Origin of the sequence: Caballeronia sp. LZ019 (assembly GCF_031450825.1) — a bacterium.
Classification (GTDB): Bacteria; Pseudomonadota; Gammaproteobacteria; order Burkholderiales; family Burkholderiaceae; genus Caballeronia.
On record NZ_JARTVZ010000003.1, the window covers coordinates 482,176 to 501,776 of the forward strand.

General features: G+C 62.7%; 11 protein-coding genes. 5 read left to right on the forward strand and 6 right to left on the reverse strand.

Annotated features, from left to right (window positions below; translation table 11 throughout):
- Positions 1–12 precede the first annotated feature (12 nt).
- Positions 13–3,735: a tetratricopeptide repeat protein gene (locus P9255_RS10685; protein WP_309767860.1), complete on the reverse strand. Its 3,723-nt coding sequence runs from the start codon at positions 3,733–3,735 to the stop codon at positions 13–15.
- Positions 3,736–4,091: 356 nt separating this feature from the next.
- Here P9255_RS10685 and P9255_RS10690 point away from each other — a divergent pair, with 356 nt between their 5' ends.
- The 3 genes from P9255_RS10690 (at position 4,092) to P9255_RS10700 (ending at position 9,411) form a co-directional block, all read left to right on the forward strand.
- A complete protein-coding gene (locus P9255_RS10690; protein WP_309767859.1) occupies positions 4,092–6,950 on the forward strand; it encodes a PAS domain S-box protein in 2,859 nt (952 codons plus the stop codon).
- The gene (locus tag P9255_RS10695) at positions 6,950–7,330 is read left to right on the forward strand and encodes a response regulator (protein WP_309767858.1); all 381 of its coding nucleotides are present in this window, start codon (positions 6,950–6,952) and stop codon (positions 7,328–7,330) included. Before P9255_RS10690 ends, P9255_RS10695 begins: the two co-directional genes overlap by 1 nt.
- 836 nt (positions 7,331–8,166) lie before the next feature.
- The gene (locus P9255_RS10700; protein WP_309767857.1) at positions 8,167–9,411 is read left to right on the forward strand and encodes a glycosyl hydrolase; all 1,245 of its coding nucleotides are present in this window, start codon (positions 8,167–8,169) and stop codon (positions 9,409–9,411) included.
- A gap of 78 nt (positions 9,412–9,489) precedes the next feature.
- On the opposite strand, the gene P9255_RS10705 is transcribed toward P9255_RS10700, so the two are convergent.
- The 4 genes from P9255_RS10705 to P9255_RS10720 all read right to left on the reverse strand — a co-directional run bounded on the left by P9255_RS10705 (position 9,490) and on the right by P9255_RS10720 (position 16,348).
- Positions 9,490–11,199 carry a cellulase family glycosylhydrolase gene (locus tag P9255_RS10705; protein ID WP_309789463.1) on the reverse strand — a complete coding sequence of 570 codons (1,710 nt, stop codon included), beginning with the start codon at positions 11,197–11,199 and terminating at the stop codon, positions 9,490–9,492.
- A 39-nt stretch (positions 11,200–11,238) separates the two neighbouring features.
- Entirely contained in the window at positions 11,239–12,465 is a 1,227-nt protein-coding gene (locus P9255_RS10710) for a hypothetical protein (RefSeq protein WP_309767853.1), read from the reverse strand.
- Positions 12,466–12,580: 115 nt separating this feature from the next.
- Complete coding sequence (locus P9255_RS10715; protein ID WP_309789464.1) at positions 12,581–14,866, reverse strand: polysaccharide biosynthesis tyrosine autokinase; 2,286 nt, start codon at positions 14,864–14,866, stop codon at positions 12,581–12,583.
- A gap of 405 nt (positions 14,867–15,271) precedes the next feature.
- Entirely contained in the window at positions 15,272–16,348 is a 1,077-nt protein-coding gene (locus P9255_RS10720; RefSeq protein ID WP_309789465.1) for a glycosyltransferase family 1 protein, read from the reverse strand.
- Positions 16,349–16,916: 568 nt separating this feature from the next.
- Between P9255_RS10720 and P9255_RS10725 the strand changes: the two genes are divergently transcribed.
- Together P9255_RS10725 and P9255_RS10730 are read left to right on the forward strand one after the other, a co-directional pair.
- Positions 16,917–17,075: a hypothetical protein gene (locus P9255_RS10725; protein WP_309767850.1), complete on the forward strand. Its 159-nt coding sequence runs from the start codon at positions 16,917–16,919 to the stop codon at positions 17,073–17,075.
- 115 nt (positions 17,076–17,190) lie between these two features.
- Positions 17,191–18,390, forward strand: a complete 1,200-nt coding sequence (locus P9255_RS10730; RefSeq protein WP_309767849.1) for a glycosyltransferase family 4 protein — start codon at positions 17,191–17,193, stop codon at positions 18,388–18,390.
- Between the two features lie 24 nt (positions 18,391–18,414).
- Here the strand turns inward: P9255_RS10730 and P9255_RS10735 are convergent, their stop codons facing one another.
- A complete protein-coding gene (locus P9255_RS10735) occupies positions 18,415–19,491 on the reverse strand; it encodes a hypothetical protein (RefSeq protein ID WP_309789466.1) in 1,077 nt (358 codons plus the stop codon).
- Positions 19,492–19,601 lie beyond the last annotated feature (110 nt).

A 19,601-nucleotide genomic window follows, 5' to 3' on the forward strand; every position in this document is an offset into this window, starting at 1 on the left:
GCCGCTGCAGAATCACCGCGTCGCATACGTCGCAGCCATCAACTCCAGATACCGGCGGCAATCCTCCACCGCGATTCGCCGCTCCGCGATCGCATGCGCTCCGGCAGCGTACGTGCGATCCCGCCGCGCAAGCTCGCCCTCCATCCCCAGGCCAGCCGCTGCCTCCAGATCGCGGATCGCGCCTTCCGTATCCCCGCGCTTCCGACGAAGCAAGCCCCGGTTCCGATATGCCAGCGCATCGCCGGGGGCGAGGCGGATCGCTTCGTCGAAGTCGCTTAGCGCGCCGTCCATATCGCCCTGATCACGGCGGGCGACCCCACGGTTGTTCAACGCATCGGCATGAGCGGGCGCGACGCGAATCGCTTCGTGCAAGTCCAGCAGCGCCCCGTCGATGTCCCGCCGCGCAAGCCGCGCGACGCCGCGATCGTTCAGCGCATCCGCATGAGCGGGCGCGAGGCGGATCGCTTCGTCCAGGTCGCTCGCAGCACCCGATACATCGCCCGCGTCGCGGCGCGCTCTTGCCCGGCGCGCGTAGGCGTCGGCGTAAGCCGGGTCGAGGCGAATCGCCTCGTCGTAATCGGCGAGCGCGCCCTCGATATCGCCGGCATCGGCCCGCGCCGCGCCGCGATTCGCATAAGCGACGGCGTGATCGGGCGCAAGCGCCAATGCAACATCGAAGTCGTTCAGCGCGCCTTCGAAGTCGCCGCTGGCGTGGCGGGCGTTGCCCCGGTTGCAGTGCGCGTCCGCGCGGCCGGGATCGAGACGCACGGCTGCGTCGAAGTCGCCGAGCGCGCCGGCGAGATCACCATTGCGCGCCCGGATGACGCCCCGATCGTTAAAAGCCGCCGCGAAATTGGGCAAGCGCGCGATTGCATCGTCAAGGTCCGCGAGCGCGCCCGCCGTATCGCCCGATTTCACGCGTGCGACACTGCGGTTGTAGTAGGCAACGGCGAAATCGGGCCGCAATCGCAAAGACTCGTCGAAATCGCCCAACGCATCGTCGACATGATCTTTCGCCATCCTGATGATGGCGCGATTCGCATAAGCCTCCGCCCGATCGGGAGCCAGACGGATGGCCGCATCGAAGTCCTGCAGCGCGCCGTCCAGATCGCCGACACGTCCGCGTGCAGCGCCGCGATCCACATAGGCTCCCGCCACGTCCGGCGCAAGGAGGATCGCACGGCTGTAGTCATCGAGCGCACCGTCGATGTCGCCGTCGTCGCTGCGCAGCGTGCCTCGGCTGTGATGCACGGCGGCATCGTCGGGGTCGAGGCGAACGGCTTCGTCCAGGTCACGCAGCGCATTCCGTCGATCCCCACGTTTGGCATGCAAAAGACCACGTGCGACATAGGCGTCCACAAAATGCGGTCTGATGCGGATGGCTTCGTTCAGATCCGCGAGCGCACCTTCCATGTCGCCGCTGCCGGCTCGCATATCGGACCGCGATACATAAGCCGAAGCGCGGCCCGGTTCGAGCCGCACCGCTTCGTCGAGATCGTGCAGCGCGCCTTGCGCGTCGTTCATCGCCAGCCGCAATTGCGCGCGGATTGCATGCGCATCGGCCCAGGCGGCATCGATGCGGATCGCCTCGTTCAGATCAGCGAGCGCGCCGGAGAGGTCGCCCCGCTCGCGGCGCGCGTTCGCACGGTTGAGCCACGCCACCGCATAACCCGGATCGAGCCGCACGGCGACGCCGTAATCGCGCAGCGCGGCTTCGATATTGCCCTGATCGCAGAGCACGTTGGCGCGGTTGTTATGCGCGACCGCATCGTCGGGACGGAAGCGGATCGCGGCGTCGAAGTCACGCAGCGCGGCGTCGAAATCGTCCTGTTGCACGTGCACGAGGCCGCGGTCGTGATAGGCGGCGGCATCGTCGGGGGCGAGGGCGATCGCGCCGTTCAGATCGGCGAGCGCGCCGTCGATGTCGCCGAGCTTCGCACGCGCATTGCCGCGTCGTGCCAGGGCGCGGGCATCGCGCGGACGCAGCGCGATGGCTGCGTCGAAGTCGCGCGCGGCGGCTTGCCAGTCGCCTTGCGTCTGCTGCGCGATGCCGCGTTCGACATAGGCATCCGCCAGCTTCGGCTGCGCGCGGATCGCTGCGTCGAAGTCTTCGACGGCGGCTTGCACGTCGCCCGTCTGGAGCCGAACCCGTCCGCGCTGCAATCGCGCATCGGCGTCGGCGGGCGCGATGCTTAGGCATGCATCGTAATCGCCAAGGGCCGCGTCCAGATCGCCGGCGGCTTGATGCAACTCGGCGCGGCCGCGATATGCGTGTGCGTGATCGGGTTCGAGACGGAGCACGGTGGCGAAGTCGTCGAGCGCGCCATCGGTGTCGCCCTTGCGCGCACGAACGCGTCCGCGCTCATACGAGGCCCGCGCGTTACGCTCATCGATGGCGATCGCGTGATCGAAGTCCCGCAGCGCGCCGTCCAGTTCGCCGATGCCCGCCCGCGCGATGCCCGCTTCGACGTACGCGCCGACGTGGTCCGGCGCGGAGCGGATCACATCGCCGAAATCCCGCAGCGCGCCCGCGACGTCGCCGAGCTGGCGGCGCAGGCAGCCACGGTCGATGTGCGCTTCGACGAATCCCGGCTGCAGGCGCAGGGCCTTGTCGTAGTCGAGCAGTGCGCCGCGTGCGTCGCCGCGAGCGCCGCGCACCTCGCCGCGCAGCCGGTACGCAGCCGCACAGTCCGGTTCCAGCCGGATCGCGCGATCGAGATCGCTCACGGCGCCGTCGAAATCGCCCTTCGACGCGCGCACGCGTCCCCGATGACGAAGCGCTTCGGCATCGCCCGGCGCGAGACGCAACGCGCGGCTCAGATCGACGATGGCGCCGTCCGCATCGCCCTTCGCGTATCGCACGAGTGCGAGCGCAACGTGAGCGTCGACGCACCCGCGATCGATGTCAACCGCGCGGCGATAGTCGAGCAGCGCGCCGTCCGGATCGCCGGCGGTCTCGCGCGCACGGCCCCGGCCGAGGCGGCCCGATAGATCGTCGGGCTCGCTGCGCAGGGCCGCATCGTAGTCGAGCAGCGCCGCGTCGGTCTGACCTTGCGCCATGTACACACGCGCCCTTTCGCGAAACCCGAGCGCGCTGAGCGGATCGAGCCGGATGGCTTCGCCGTAACACCGCAGTTTGTCGTCGATGTCCGTCGCCGCGAAGCCCTGTTCGAAGCATTGCTGCGCGATCAGTTCATCGACCGCGACGGCGCGTGCCGAACGCGCGGCGGCGCGTTCGTTCAGCGCGGCGTCGTGCGCGAGGTCCATTCCTTCAGCCGGCAGCGGCGTGCGCCACGCATCGCGCGGCTGGAAGTGCTGACACCGGCGATGTATCTGCGCGATGCCTTCGTCGAAGCGATGCGCGTCGATGATGAGCGGTTCGTATTGCGCGAGCTTTGCCAGCTTGCCTTTGAGCCGTCCGGCGATCGCGGGCGATTCGAACGCGCAGCCGTCCGTGACGAGCGGAACGACGTGGCAGCGGGCGTCGAGGGCCGTCTCGATCTCGCGGCGCAACCGGTCATCGGGCCTCGATCGGTCTTCGAGCGCCGATGGCGTCAGCAGGACGACGAAGTGTGCGCAAGTCTGGATTTGCGTGCGCGCGATGCGTTCATAGGCGGTATCGGCGACGTCGAGGAAATCGAAGACCACGTCGTAACCGTGCCGCTCCAGATGCTGGAACATCGCGACGGCCCACGGCCGGTTGTTGCGGTGATAGCTGATGAACAGAGACCGCATGAGGCGCTCCATTGAGGACGGTCGTTCGATGAAACGGTCGCGTCGATGGCAAGCGGCAGTTGTGCGGAGTGTGCGCTTCGACAAGGCTTTTTTAGCAGCATCGACAAGCGCCGGCAACTCGGAGCGGTGCGGATAGGCAATGCCCGCCGCCTGCCGCGTCGTCCGCATTCACGAGGGCATCGACGGATAGGGAGACACGGCGTACCTGCCGGCAAGCGGCGCTGTCGGCGCATTGCGTGAACCCTCGGTGCGGGTTCGAACGATGCTCGATGGCGTCGAACAATCGCAATACGCGGCTCGCGGAACGGATTATGCGAGCTTGTCTGTCTTTCATGCGCCGAATGTGTTCTCGCTCCATGCCAGCCGACGTCGAATACAAAAGTCAGTCTTCCTCCGCTCTCCCTGCAAGCGTCGTCCTTGCGCGCGACTGGGCCGAGACGCCGCTCGGTCCGTCGCAGCACTGGCCGGTCGCGCTGCGTACGTTATGCGATGTCATCGACGGCTCCGCGCAGCCGATGTTCATCGTCTGGGGCCCGGAGCGCGTCCTCGTCCATAACGACGCCTACGGAATCATCCTGGCGGAGAAGCGTGCCGACGCGCTCGGCCGTCCGTTCCTCGACGTGTGGTCCGAGATCGAGCGTGAACTCGCTCCGCTGGTCGATCAGGCGTACGCGGGCATCCCCGTGCATATGGACGACATTGCCCTCACGATGCATCGCCACGGGCGTGCCGAGGAAGCGCACTTCGCGTTCTCCTACACGCCGGTGCGCGCCGAAGACGGGACGGTCGGCGGCTTTCTGTGCGTGTGTGTCGAGACGACGCAACGCGTGCTCGCCGAACGCGAACGCAGCGCCGTCGAGGCGCAACTTCGGGCGACGCTCGGGATCAAGACCGTCGGCGTCATTCGCTGGGACCGGCGATTCGGCCTTTCGGAAGTCAACGAGGGCTTTCTGCGCATGTCCGGCTTCACGCAAGACGAAGCGCTCGGCAAGACGTGGCGCGAACTGACGCCGCCGGAGTTCTGGCCGGAATCGGAACGCGCGGTGTCGCAGATATTGGGTACCGGCGAGGCCGTGCCGTACGAGAAGCAATACTTTCGCAAGGACGGCTCGCGCTGGTGGGGCCTGTTCGCGCCGGTTGCGTTCGGCGACGGCGCAATCGAGATCGTGCTCGACATCACCGAGCGCAAGGAAGCAGAAAAACGGCTGCGGGAGCGCGAGCAGCGTCTGCGGCTGATCGTGGAATCCGCGACGGAATACGCAATCGTCACCGCCGATTCGGATGGCCGCGTCACGACATGGTCGCCGGGCGCGGAACGCACTTTCGGCTATCGCGCGGACGAAATCATCGGCAAATCATGCGATGCGCTCTATGTGCCCGAAGACCTGGACGCCGGCATTCCCGCGCTGGAAGCGGCGCGAGCCCGCCGCGACGGACAGAGTTCCAATACGCGCTGGCATCGGCGTCAGGATGGCAGCCGCGTGTTCGTGAGCGGATCGACGAATCTGTTGCGCGACCCCGGCGGCGCGGAGATCGGCTTTCTCTACGTGATGCACGACGAAACCGAGCGGCGTCGCGCCGAAGAGGAACTGCGCGAGGCCGAGGAACGCTATCGCTTCGCGGCGCGTGCGACGAGCGACGCCATTTGGGACTGGAACCTCGCGAGCGACACGATCCAGTGGAACGAGGCCATCCAGGTGCACTTCGGTTTTGCGCCGGGCGTCATCCCCGGATCGAGCGCCTGGTGGAAGGAACACATTCACGCGCAGGATCGCGAGGCCGTCGTCGCGTCGGTCGAGGCCGTCATCGCGGGCGACCGCGATACATGGCTCGCGGAGTATCGGTTCGAACGCAGCGACGGCACATACGCCGACGTGCTCGACCGCGGCGCGGTGTTGCGCGACAAGGATGGCCGCGCCGTGCGGATGGTCGGCGCCATGCACGACCTGACGCGCCGCAAGCAGGCCGAGGCGACCTTGCGGCATCTCAACGAGACGCTGGAGGAGCGCGTCGTTCAGGAAGTGAGCGCGCGCCTCAAGACGGAAGAGGCGTTGCGTCAGAGCCAGAAGCTCGAAGCCATCGGGCAGCTGACGGGCGGCGTGGCGCACGACTTCAACAACCTGCTGACCGTGATCCGTGGCGCGGCGCAGATGCTTGCGCTGCCGAGCCTGCGCGAAGAGAAGCGCGCGCGCTATGTCAGCGCCATCGCCGAGACCGCGGACCGCGCAGCCAAGCTCACAAGCCAGTTGCTGACCTTCGCGCGTCGTCAGGCGCTCAAGCCAGAAGTATTCGACGTGTGCGAGCGCATCGGTTCGATCGGTGAGATGCTGCGCACCGTCGTCGGCTCGCGTGTGAAACTGACCATCGATTCGGCCTGCGACGACTGTTATGTCGATGCCGACGCGAGCCAGTTCGAGACCGCGCTCGTGAACATGGCGGTGAACGGGCGCGATGCGATGAACGGCGACGGCGAACTCGTTATCCGCGTGCAGCAGGCGAGCGCCGTGCCGAAGGTGCGCGGGCATGGCAAGGCGGACGGCGACTATGTGGCGGTCAGCGTCACCGACACCGGCTGCGGCATCGCGCTAAAAGACCTGGCGCAAATCTTCGAACCGTTCTTCACGACGAAGGAAGTCGGCAAGGGCACGGGCCTCGGCTTGAGTCAGGCCTACGGTTTCGCGAAGCAGTCGGGCGGGGAGGTCGATGTCAGGAGCGCCCCCGGACAAGGCGCCACGTTCACCATCTATCTGCCCCGCGTGCCGGCAGCCGTGGCGGGCGCGGCGCTCAAGAAGGCCGCGATCGAAGACGCGCGCGGTAACGGCTGCGTGCTGCTCGTGGAGGACAACGAGCAGGTCGGGCAGTTCTCGACCGATCTGTTGTCGGAACTCGGGTTCGAGACATCGTGGGCGTCGAATGCGGAGACCGCATTGCGGCTGCTGGAGCGGCATCCGGATCGATACGCCGTCGTTTTCTCCGATGTCGTGATGCCGGGAATGAACGGCATCGAGCTGGGAACCGAAGTGCGCAAGCGTCATCCGGACATTCCGGTCATTCTTGCGAGCGGCTATAGCCATGTCGTATCGCAGGGCGCCGAGCACGACTTTCAACTGCTGCAGAAGCCTTATTCGATCGATGAACTCGCGCGGGCCCTTCGACATGCGATCTCCAGCCGTTCGAAGTCAATCGGGCGAAGCGAATTTCACAAGGATCAGTGATGCACGATCTCCACGGTGTCAATGTGCTCGTGGTCGAGGACGAACGGGCGATCGCCATGCTCATGCAGGACATGCTCGAATTGCTCGGCTGCGGTGTCGTCGATTGCGTATCCACGTTGCACGATGCCTGCGCCCGCGCTCAGTCGGGCTCGTTCGATGTCGCTATCCTTGATGTGAATCTCGGCGGACATCCTGTGTATGCGGCCGCCGAAATCCTGCGCACGCGTGGCATTCCGTTCGTGTTCAGCACAGGCTATGGACACGGTGGCGTGAGCAATGAGTTCCACGGCGTGCCGATCCTGGCGAAGCCTTTCGCAATGACCGATCTCGAGCGCACTGTCGCGAGCGCCTTGGCTGCAAAGAGCGCGGACGGCGCATGAATAAGCCTGTCCGGCGGCGATTTTGTGACAAGACTTTTCTCCCGATGACCGATGGCTAGCTGCTTAGCGGTAAGAATTCACTCCGGCTTAACGCAGGGCAGACGAGTCATCGAAAGAGAATTCTTTCCGCCTGCATCCGCACGCGCGTCGTTCTTTCTCCTCTCGAACCGCTGCCTGTACTGTCAGTAGACCTGTCAAAGCTGACCGGTAAGGGTTAACGCGGCTTCTATTCTTCCTCAGACGCTCGAAGCGATCGGAAAAAACGCCCGCCCCGCGTTTTTTAGCTTCGTTCCAGTGTTCAGTCAAAAATCCCGATCCTAAGCCCCTCAAGCGTTAGCGGGGCATTTTGCGCGTATTCGATCGACCCAGACGTTTCGCAAGACTAACCAATGGTCCTTTGCGACAGTCAGTTTTTGCGGCCGATTTCGGTACGTTTGACGTACGAACTGACTCGGATTGGCGGAAAAACGACTAAGAATGACCGATTCCCTGTCAATCGTCTTAAAAAACGCGAACGTTTGTTCCGCGTTTGCAAACGTTTGCAGGAGTATTTCCCGTCTACGATATGAATAAAGCAACTGATTACTTTTTTCTTCGGCTGTTACATTCAGAAACGTCTCAGGGAGTTTTAGGACTTTATACTCCGGTCTCCTTAACGCAGACATGAATAAATTCCCGTGCCGTCGAACCAGCCCACCCGATCGCAGGACGAAACTTCCTTGTTTCCCGTGTCCAACCGCAACAACGCGCCCGTTTCGCGTAGAAGCTTCCTGTCTCTGATGATGGCAAGCGCCGGAAGTGCTGCATTGGCGGCATGCGGCGGCGGCAGCGAAACCATGTCTGCCGATAGCGTCGTGAACGCTCAGGCCGTCGCCAAGAGCGCCTCGGCGAGCGGAACCGTCATTCCCCCGGCCGCATCGATTACAGACAGCGCAGGCGCCGTGTGGACGCTCGTCGGCGGCCGCGTGAATCGCAATGGCGTCGGCGTATCGACCGGTTCGCCTGCCGCGCTCACCACCATCCTCTATTACAACGGCGCGATCTACGCGAAGAACTCCGCCGGTACGTGGTTCAAGAACGGCAGCCCGTGGCAGAACGTCGGTACGGCCGACCCGCGCGGCGTGGCGTCGGCGGCGGCTGCGGTGACTTCGGGTTCGAAGTTCTACGGCATCAACGGCCACCTCGCTTACGGCTCGGGCATCTACAAGACGTTGTCGGCGGCTGCTCAGCTCGCGATCCTCAAGGATCTCGGCGTGACCAACTATCGTGCTGACGTAGCCGATTCCGGCATGGCCAAGACCGTTGCCGCAGCGTTGACGGGCGCTTTCAAGGGCAGCGGCGTGTCGATCCTGCCGGTTCTGAATCCGCTGTCGGCCGGCTGGAATACGTCGCTTAGCGAAGCCTCGGCCTACACGCTCGGCTACAACCTCGCGACGGGCGTCACGACGCAGCTCAAGGGCCTCGTGTCGCACATCGAGTGCGGCAACGAACTCGACGTTCCGCTGAAGATCAGCGGCGACGGCAGCAGCGCGGCAAACTGGAGCGCCTCGGCGTGGCCGTCGCTGCGTGGCGTGCTTCGCGGCATGATCGACGGCGTGCGCGCGATCGACCCGTCGATCAAGTGCGGCGTGGGCACCGGCATTCCGCTGTCCTACCGCGCACTGCAAATGCTGTGGAACGGCGTGTCGCCGAACGGCACGACCAACGGCGTGAGCGGCGCCGCATCGCTTCGCTGGGACTTCACCTGCTATCACTGGTATGAGAGTTCGGGCGACATGCTGTGCGGCTGGCAGAACAGCAAGTGCTACGACGTGCTTCAGGCGCTGAAGGATTCGTTCGGTGTGCCGATCTGGTTGACGGAGTGGGGCTGGAACGCGCAGAAGGACACGATGGATCAAAAGAACGCGTACATTCCGAAGGCGCTGGCCGAGTACCGGTCGCTGAAGGACAAGTACAACATCGAATCGATCATGATGTACGCGGTCATCGACGACAACTACGGGCTCATCGCCGGCGATGGCGTCACGAAGCGCGCATCGTACGATGCGTTCAAGAACTTCATCAAGGCGAACCCGGTTTAAGCGGAACGCATTCGGCAAGCACGGAACTCAAACGCTCCGACTCTCTTCGAGTCGGAGCGTTTTTTTTCGCGCAGTCGATTACTTGGCCGGAATAAGATACTTCGGCAACGCGCCGAGCTTCCACTCGAAGCCTTCCTTGACCGTCACCGTCGATGTCGCGCCTTGCCAGTCGATCTGCTTGTACGTGCCAGGCGGCACCGGGACCGACGTGGGCACGGGGTCCGCGTTGACATCGCTTCGCCAGCCGACGATCACGCGGTCATCGCCGCCATACTGGAACACCTTGGTATCGCCGCTGTCGACGAGCGCGTGGTCCCATGCACGAGAGCCGATGTTGCGCATGAGCGTGGTCACGGCGACATACGACGGCTTCGGCGTGAGGTCGAGACGCACGAGGCCGAAGTTCGCTTCCTTGTCCGACGGCTTCACACCGTCATCGACGAAGTCGTACCACATCACCGTTTCCACCGCGTTGAAGCGCCGCGAGAGCAGGAACGTGCGCGCCGCATAAGCGGCCTGCTTCTGCTCCGAAAGGCCCGCTGCCGTCGGGCTCGACGGCCAGCCGATCTCCGTGATGTACACCTTGAGCTTTCCGATGTCCGGCCGCGGATGAGACTGCGCCATGTTTCGCAGATGCGGCCATACCGTCGGCACGTTCACGCGCGGCAGCGGCGATCCTTGCGCGCTGTAGCCGTGATCCGGGTCGTAGGGCGACATGTACGGATGGATGCTGAAGCCGTCCTGATACTCGATCGCACCGGCCTTGACGATCTGCGTGATGCAATCGCCGCCCGGCCCGCCGCCCGCGCCGCCGCCGCCGCACGACACGACATTCGCATCGGGGCTGACCTTCTTGATCGCGCTGTACACCGGCTTCAGCAGTGCGATGTAGTTGTCGTAGCCGATACGCTGAAACGCGGGCTCGTTCCAGATTTCCCACGTCTTCACGTCGTCGCCGTAGAAGCCGACGACCTTCTGCGCATAGCGCACGAAGAGATCGCGTTCCTGGTCCGTTCGCGGGAAGCCTTGCGGTCCCTTGAAGAGGGCAGGGTAGGCGCGAGCGTTGCCGTAATCGAGCACGATCAGCGGCTTGATGTTCATCCTTACCGCCTGACGCACGTAGCCGCCGTACTCGTTTTCGTTGCGCCCGAACTGAAACTTGCCGGGCGTTTTCTCGACTTCGCTCCAGTACAGTTCGTCGCGTATCCAGGTGAAGCCCGCCCGCTTGATGAGCGCAAGCACCGTCGCGGGATTGCCCTTGCGCTGGCCGAAATGCGTGGCGACGCCTGCATCCCTGAACGTGCCCTTGCCCGCAGCGAGCGCGGCGAGACTGACCTTGACCGAATCGCCTTCGCCGCCGCTCGCGGAGACGAGCTTCGCGTCCAGCACGTACAGGCCGGGGCCGGGCAAGGACACGTTGACCGTCGCTTGCGCGCCACCGTTGCTTCCTGTTGCCGACGCGCGATAGGTATCGACCGGCGTCTTCGCCAACTCGGCATTGTCGTCATAGCGATAAAGCGTGGCGACGACTTGCGCGCCTTCCGACGCGCCTCCCGGAAGTCTGAACGTGATGCGCTTGCTGCCGGCATCGTCACTGATGAGGGAGCCCGGCGCGTTCGATACCGTCAAGCCGCTGGCGGCGAACGCATCGTTGCTGACGACGAGTCCTGCGAACTGCGCGGCGAGCATCAGCGTGGCCGATGCGATGAGGCGCGGATGAATCGCGCGGCCTTGACGCGGGCCGCGCGGTAAGGCACGCATGGCCCGCGTCGTGCGAAGCACTGGCATTGAAACTCCTATGGAATGCGAACCTGTTTTGAACAGCGGTCATTCGCCTTCGATGACGCGCATCGGACGCGCGCGCGGAGTGCGCGGCGGCGCGAAGCGCCGGGCGCGGGTGAGTGCGCTGCGCGGTCCCTTGTGCCACGCTGCGAGCCGCTGCTCGGCGACATACGCCTGGAAGCGCGGCCAGTAAAGCAGCAGGTAGCCGAGCGGCACGAACGACGTGACCGTCGTGATGCTCACCGTCGACGATATCAACAGGAACAGCAACAACACGAAGCCATCCGATGCGGTGAACGCCACGACGCCGAACAGCAGGATCGCGCTGAAGAGGCCCATGTCCGCGATCGATGCAGGCAGGCCCGCGAACGGCACGCCCGCCACCATCATGTCCGCTTCGATGAGCCGGATGAACGGCAGATAGCGATAGTGCTTGAGGATCTCGGGCGCAGTGATGCCGGAAATGAGATCTTCGAGCTTAGCTTCGACCAGGAACGGATAACCGCCGAAGCGGTGACCGAACGTCTCCGATCCGAAGAAGTTGTGGTTCCCCATGTAGACCGACAGCGCCGTGATCGCCACCGCGAATGCGCAAAACACCATGAGCGGATGCGTCGCGCGCAGCGGCTTGCGGAAAGGGTAGAGCGCGGCGAACAGGAACAACAGCATCGACGACTTCGAGAAACTGATGATGAGGCCGAACACGTAGAGCGCGACGACACGCTTGTCGATGCGCTCGCTCGTCGCGAGATACACCACCAGCGATGCAACCAGCAGCGAAGAGAAGAAGCCTGCTTCACGCGAGAGCCCGGAAACGCGCGCGAAATAGAACACTTCGAAGAAGTTGGTGTACGCGGCGGTCGCATACGAGCCCCAGATCGCCTGTCCGAGTGCGCGCGGGCCGATAGCCATCGCGAGATCGCGGTTCACGTAGTACAGCACGAACTGCGCTGCCGCAAAGCCGATGTTGATGATCATCCACACGTGCAGATAGAAGATGCGTCGCTGCTTCGAATACAGCAGATAGCCGATGCATATTGCGATCGAGACGACCCGCACGGCTACCGTCGGCGAACCGATGAGACTGACCGCGACCGCGACCGCGAGCGGCCCGCTCCAGCGACGCGCAGTCGCTGCGAGAAATTTGGTGAAGCCCGGATCGAAGAACGGGATGAAGAGATAGAAGTAGATCGTGAAGCCCCCCACCTGCGGATTCAGAATCACGCAGGTGAAGAACATGTAGAACAGCATCGAGATCGTACGTGCGTACATGGGTCTCTCCGGACGCTAACGTCCATCGACTCGAATTGTTATGACGCCAATGGCAAGACCGCGCGCCGATGCTTCGGCGGCGGTCCGACTGCCTTGTCGAAAGGGGACGACGAGCTTAGTCCTCTTCCGTCGCCACGTTGGACATGTAGGCGCTTGCGTACGCATACGTGCGCTTCTCGCTGCGGCGCTTGGGAACCGCATTGAAAATCACGCCCGCGATACGCGCGCCCGTCAGGTCGAGGCGCTTGATGGCTTCCTGCAACTCGCCTTCGCTCTGCGCGCTCGGCCGCACGACGACCACCGAAGAACCCGCATTCGCGGCGATCAGGTTGGCGTCGCTCACGGCGAGGACGGCGGGCGTATCGATGATCACGAGGTCATAGCGCTGCTGCAGCAGATCGAGAATCAGCGGCAGACGCGGCGTCGACAACATCTTCGACGGATTCGCCGGGAAGCGGCCCGAAGTCATCAACGAAAGACCTGGCACATCCGTCGCGCGGATCGCCTGATCGAGCTGGATCTTGCTCGCGAGCACTTCTGCAAAACCATTGCTGCCGTGTTGCCCGAAGATCGAAGCGATGCGGCCGCGCCGCATGTCACCGTCGATCAACAGCACGTTCTTGCCCGTTTGCGCATGCAGCACGGCGAGGTTCGACGCGACAAAGGTCTTGCCGGTGCCCGGCGTTGCGCCGACCACGGCAAGCACGTTGTTCGGCGCGGGGCCGATATCGAGCATCAGCGATGCATGCACCGCACGCAATGCCTCGACGGCCATGTCCCGATCGCCGAGCGCAGACAGCGGGTGATGGCCGGCGTCATCGGCGGCAAGTCCCTTGGGATCGCGTTCGTCGCTCAGCACGCGCTGCGACGGGTCGCCGGCCAATGCGCCCGGACGGCTCTTGCCGGGCAGAAGCGATGCCTTCGACGGACGATCCAGACGCGCCTGCATCGGGCTGAAACTCACTGCACCGAATACCGGCAGGCTCAGACGGCTTTCAACCGAGTGCGGGCTTTTCACGCTGCGCGAAAGCTGATCGCGGAAGAACACGAAGAGGATACTTAGGACTACACCTGCAGCCGCACCGCCGGCAATGACGAGCGGGCGCTTCGGCTTCGACGGGTCCGTCGGATAGATAGCCGAATCGATCAGATGCACGTTGCCGATGGTGCCCGCACGCGTCACGGCGAGTTCGCTCGCCTTCTGGCGCATCGCGACGTAGATGTCTTCTGCGACCTTCGAATCGCGCGTCAGATCCATCAGCTTGCGCTCGGAGCCCGGCAGTTGACCGAAGCGCTGATCGAACGCCTGCTTTTGTGCTCTGAGCGTGGCGAGCTGCTCGTCGATGGTGCGCACTTCACGCGTGGTCGGCGCAAAGCGGGCCGCCGTCTGCGTGCGCTGCATCTGGAGCGTCGCGATTTGCCGTTCGATATCGAGACTGCCCTGAAGGTACGACGTTGCTTCCGTGCCGGGCTGCATCGAATTGGACGAGCGGCGGTAGCTGCTCAGCTCGGTTTCGGCGCGTTGCAGCTCGCGCTCGAGTCTCGGCAGTTCGCCCAGAATGAAGTTGCGCGTGACGCTCGCTTCCTCGCGATGCTGATCCACGTGCGCCGCGATATACGTCTGCGCGATGGCGTTCGTGATTTCCTGCGCGAGGCGGGGATCTTCGTTTTCGTACAGCACTTGAACGACGCCCGAGTCCTTCGTCGATTCCATCACCTTGAGGTTCTTGGCGAAGCGCGTCACAGCCTGATATTCGCTGAAGCGCGTGACGTTGAACTCGGTGCCGGGACGAGCGACGAGCTTGTCGATCATCAACGAGATGCCGTCAGCGTTCGCCGGGCGGCCAACGGTGCCGTGCAGGATCGAATTGCCATCCGGATCGACCAGCTCATACGCGCCTTGCGGCAGCACACGCAACAGCAGCTTTCTGTTTTCCAGGCGCGGCGGCACGTCGAGCTGGCTGACGTTCACTTCTTCGCCGCCCCATGCAAAGGAGCTGAAGCCGAGCACGGGCGACGAGGGCTGGCCGGGTGTCGCCAGCAGTTCGGAAATGCGGCCGGCAAGCGGCATTTCGCGCGGCGCGACCAACACGTCCTGATGGTATTTCTTGATGACCGGCAAAAGCACTGCGCGGCTCTGAATGATCTGAATCTCGGCGTCGGTCGGCAGCGTCGAGGGCACGACCTGCTGCTGGCCTTGCGTGTTGTTCACGCCAAGTGCGTTGGGGTTCGGATAGTCCACCTTGATGAGCGCATCGGTCGCGAACATCGGTGTGGCGAGGTAGGCGTAAGCCGTCGCCAGCGCCGTGATGCCGATGATGATCGACACAACGAGCCACGCGTTGTCGACGATGAGCTTCCAGAAGTCGCTCGCGGAGAACCCGTCGTCTCGACTGCGCACAGGGACTGGATCGATCCCAAGAACTGGTGTGTTCATTAGAGGGTTTCCTTATGGATTCGAATGTCGGTCCAAAAACCAGCGACGCGCGGTGCAAGGAATACCGTTCCCGCAATCGCACGGCCAGTAAAAAATTCCAACGTTTGCTAGAGAAGAAGAATGTTTGGGACGTCCAAACACCGGACAGCCCACCCGAAAAAGACAAAACTCGGGAAAACGCGTAGCCGTCGCAATACCGCCTACCTTCCAGCCTCGTCAAATTAAGGTACGTGCGATAACGCACATTACGAATAAAGGGACGTAGCAGTCGCAAAAAGTCTTCGTCGATTGCATAGTTGGGGTTGACGCGCATGAGCTTTTCCTTCAGAGCCGATGTTGCAGCGCAAAAGAAAAAACGAACGTGTAATCTCAACTCGCTGTTTGTAGAATCTGCATCAGCTTCTTCGCGGCGCCTTCCCATTTGAACTGCGCGGCGTGCGTCAGGCCGGCGCGCCGATGCTGCGCGCGCAACGCGTCGTCCGTCGCCATCAATTCGATCTTGGCCGCGATGTCTTCAACGGACGTCGCATCGCAATACATGGCCGCCTCGCCGCACACTTCCGGCAGCGACGCCTCCTTCGATACGATCACCGGACAGCCGCAATACATGGCCTCGAGCGGCGGCAAGCCATAACCCTCGTAGAGAGAAGCAAATACCAGGCAAGCCGCGCTGCTATAAAGCGCCTTGAGTTCGCCATCGGTGACGAAACCGGCCCAGATGACGCGATCCGAGTATGACTGCTGTGCCGAGTCGTTGTTCGCGAAGACACGCGGATTCGCGCCGCCTGCAATCACGAACTTGAAATCCTTGTCGAGATGGCCGAGCAGCTTCGTCGCGGCGAGCACCCTTTGGAGGTTCTTGCGCGGATCGAGACTGCCGACGAGGATGCAATACTTGTCCTTACCAAGCGCGAGCTTATCGAGAATAGATGGCTCTGCCGTGACACGGTCCATGTGATCGGCGCCCGGCCTGATCACTTCGACGCGCGACTCATCCAGGCCCAGGTGATGGCATATGCGCTCGCGCGAGAACCGCGAGACAGTGAGTATCAGATTCGCTTGCCGGCGCAGCACGGAAAATCTGAGCCGATACCACATCACGAATTTCTTGGAGAACCCGTGCGGCACGTCGTAGACGGCCATGTCATGGATCATCAGAAGGTGACGCCGCTTGAAGAGCGGGCCGGTATTGCACAGACTAATCAACGTGTCGCGCCGCGATTCGAGCGGAAGCGTGATTTGCTCCCACAGGTTGCCCTTGAGATTACGGGCGATGTGCGTGGTACGCGCGACCAATCCCAGATCGGTTGCGTCGGGGGGCACCAGCACGGGGAGTTCGGTCGGCGATGACGCGCGTGACTGCATGGCGCGCGTCAATTCATACGCCACGCGTTGCACGCCGGTAATACGCTGTGAGGCGAACTTGCCGTTTATTGCAAAGCCCATCAAGTGTCCTTGGTTTTTTGCGAATGCCTATGCTGCCTATGACGCGGACGCCGGCCTCGCATCGACAGGCGTGCGCCAACACACGCAGACGAACGAAGCAGCCTTTCTATCAGACGAGAATCGATTTGTCATTCGCATTCAACTCGCTTATGTGCGGTAGCGGACGCCCGAAAATCTTTTGTTATTCCGCGTGAATTTCTTTAGCGCAGCCGGGTCTCTCTCTGCCTGAGACTGAATGCGATGTAAGCAGTTTTCAGCCCGGACGACCGATCGTCTTATTTCGATCGCTCTATCCGGGCTTCGTTGCCGAAGCGGTGCGCATCGCTTAGAGTGTCGACTTTACAGCGCATCGTGAGGATGTTGCCATCGTCCGTCACTGCTGCCTGAAGCTCGCCACCGCATCGAACCCACGCGCGCTTTGCGCGTTTGGCATCATCCGTGCTAAAGGTCGGTGTCGCGTCGCTACCCTCGGATCATGCGTGCGGTCCTGTGCGATTGCATGCAGGCCGCGAGCGTATGCAGTGCCGTGCCTTGTCGAAACGACACTTTTGAACGTATGGGACAAGCAATGTCATTCGTCACGCGTGTGAACTCGATCGTCGGGGTCATCGCGCGCGCGCTCGATATCGTCCGCGTTATAAGCCTCTTTCTCGTCGCGACGGTCTCGATGTGGCTGTTCGAGAGCATGGAAAGAATGGTGAACCGCGTGAAAGGTAGTCGTCAGTAATTCAAGCGGCGTCGCGTTACGTCTGCGTTTTGCGCGAGCGGCGCTGTCGTTTGCAAACTCAACACACCATTGGCGGTCTGCCAAATCCGGAAGCGTCCATGTATCAGGAGAGACTGTGAAAGTTGCCATTGTCCACGACTGGCTCGTGGTGACCGGCGGAGCCGAAAAGGTATTGCAGCAGATCATCGACTGCTATCCCAACGCCGACATCTTTACCCTCGTCGACTTTCTGGAAGATCGCACCTGCCTCAGGAATCGTCCGGTCAAGACATCTTTCATCCAAAAGCTGCCGTCGGCAAGAAAGCGCTACCGGAGCTACTTGCCGCTCATGCCGCTGGCAATCGAGCAGTTCGATCTCTCTGGCTATGACCTGGTCATATCGAGTTCATACGCGGTCGCGAAGGGCGTCATCACCGGCCCGGATCAGTTGCATATCAGCTATATGCATTCGCCGATCCGCTACGCGTGGGACCTGCAGCACCAGTATCTGACCGAAGCTGGCCTCTCCAAGGGGTTCAAGTCAGTGCTAGCGCGCGGTCTGCTGCACTATATTCGCGGCTGGGATGCGCGCTCGACTAACGGCGTGGATCACCTGATCGCCAATTCGCACTTTATCGGGAGGCGCATCAAGAAGGCGTATCGCCGCGACGCGACGGTCATTTATCCGCCGGTCGATGTCAGCGCATTCTCGATGCGGTCGCAGAAGGAAGACTTCTATGTGACGGCGTCGCGCATGGTGCCGTACAAGCGCATCGACATGATCGTGAAGGCGTTCTCGATGACACCCGAGCGGCGTCTCGTCGTCATCGGCGACGGTCCCGACATGCACAAGGTTCGCGCGGCCGCGGGCCCCAACATAACGATCCTCGGCTATCAGTCGTTCGAAGTCTTGCGCGACCATCTCCAGCGCGCGCGCGCCTTTGTTTATGCTGCCGAAGAAGACTTCGGAATTTCGATCATCGAAGCGCAGGCTTGCGGCACACCTGTCATCACCTATGGACGCGGCGGTGCACTCGAGACGGTGATCGGCATTCCGCGCGAGCGCCCCACCGGTGTGTTCTTCAAGGACCAGACGCCGGCATCGCTGAATGAGGCAGTCACGCGCTTCGAGCGTAATCTGCATGCGTTCGATCCCCGCGTTTGCCGCGAGAACGCCGAGCGGTTTTCCAGCGAAATCTTCAAGGCTTCGCTGACGTCGTTCGTAGAAATGCGGGTCGCACGCTTTCAGTCAGAAGCGGCTGTAGACCGCCGGCCCATGCATCATGAGCTTGCAGTGCATGAGAATGCGGTTGCATCCGTCGAGCCGTTGGAGTGACAACGTTCCCGTCGGGCTGAACGATCAGCTGGCGGTCTTGGCAGTATCGATGAGTGATGTGGCGGCCACGGGCCTGAAGCCCGACGCGATTGCGGCCAGCGCATGACCGACAGTACGCGCGGCCAGCGGCACGTGAACGCCTGAGGACTGCTGCGTGCTCTCACAGCGTTCCCGCGCGGTGAGAGGCGTCTGTCCGTAAAAGCCGAGGAAAGGTCCCGCGTTCGCCTTTGCGCGGAGATACATGCGCGCTTTGTCCGTCAACGCGACGAGCATCTTTTGATCGATCTGCTCCTCGTGGCGTCGGAGCGTATCCAGCGCCGTGGACGCAACGGCCAGCGATTGCGCGAGCACCGGAAGCGCACGGCCAATGCCGACATCCAGCAAGCGAAGGACGCGCGGGAGGTCGCTCGGACTATCGGCAAGTTCACGGTTAGCGAGCAGAATGGCCGCGTCGGCCGATCCCCGCGCGCTTTGAAACAGGCTCACGGCATCTGCGAGCGTGAACCTGTCGCGCGCGCGAAGGCGAATGGCCGCATGAGCCAGCGCGCATCCTATTAGCGGGTCATCGCGTACGCTATTCCAGTCGAATCCGTTAGTGAGTTCCTCGGCAAGGCGCGGGGCCTGGACCATCTCATCCATTGCAAGAAGCGACAGCAGGGCGTTGCGGGGCCCTTCCGAGACACGCGAGACAACGACGTTCAACGGATAGTCGTCTTCGCGATCGCTTTTGCGCGGCGTAAGCAGCACCTTTACGTGACCGGCAGGAAGCGATACGAAGCACGCGGAAAGTTCAGGACCCACGATCTGCAATAGCGAGGGTTCGCGTGTTGACAGTTCGAACTGCTTTGCATAATCATTCGATCGATGCTCCGTGCTCACGAGTTCGGCAGGCCGCCAGGTGCCGAATTGCTGCGTCCAGAGCCGTCCCCAGACCTGGTAGGCACGCGTCTCGCTGAACGAAAGGCGCGATGCCTCCGCGAGATCGACATGCGCGGCTGCCCATGTAAGCCAGTCGGGGACATCGTCCGGAACGAGGTCGATCGTATGTTGAGCGAAACGTCCGATGAACGGAATGCGCCGTGTGATGTTCGGACCATTCATCGTGGCCACTTTTACGACCACCGCGGACAGCGCGCTGTGGCCCGGTCGCTCAAGACTCTCTGCTGATCTTCTCAGGACGCTCGCATCATCCGGCAATTCCACTGTCGTGG

Bases quoted from the DNA above. Each gene is read 5' to 3' on its own strand.
- P9255_RS10695 (WP_309767858.1), top strand. From the start codon at position 6,950: ATGCACGATCTCCACGGTGTCAATGTGCTCGTGGTCGAGGACGAACGG.
- P9255_RS10735 (WP_309789466.1), bottom strand. From the start codon at position 19,491: ATGAATGGTCCGAACATCACACGGCGCATTCCGTTCATCGGACGTTTC.
- P9255_RS10700 (WP_309767857.1), top strand. From the start codon at position 8,167: ATGTCTGCCGATAGCGTCGTGAACGCTCAGGCCGTCGCCAAGAGCGCC.
- P9255_RS10685 (WP_309767860.1), bottom strand. From the start codon at position 3,735: ATGCGGTCTCTGTTCATCAGCTATCACCGCAACAACCGGCCGTGGGCC.
- P9255_RS10720 (WP_309789465.1), bottom strand. From the start codon at position 16,348: ATGGGCTTTGCAATAAACGGCAAGTTCGCCTCACAGCGTATTACCGGC.
- P9255_RS10710 (WP_309767853.1), bottom strand. From the start codon at position 12,465: ATGTACGCACGTACGATCTCGATGCTGTTCTACATGTTCTTCACCTGC.
- P9255_RS10690 (WP_309767859.1), top strand. From the start codon at position 4,092: ATGCCAGCCGACGTCGAATACAAAAGTCAGTCTTCCTCCGCTCTCCCT.
- P9255_RS10725 (WP_309767850.1), top strand. From the start codon at position 16,917: ATGTCATTCGTCACGCGTGTGAACTCGATCGTCGGGGTCATCGCGCGC.
- P9255_RS10705 (WP_309789463.1), bottom strand. From the start codon at position 11,199: ATGCCAGTGCTTCGCACGACGCGGGCCATGCGTGCCTTACCGCGCGGC.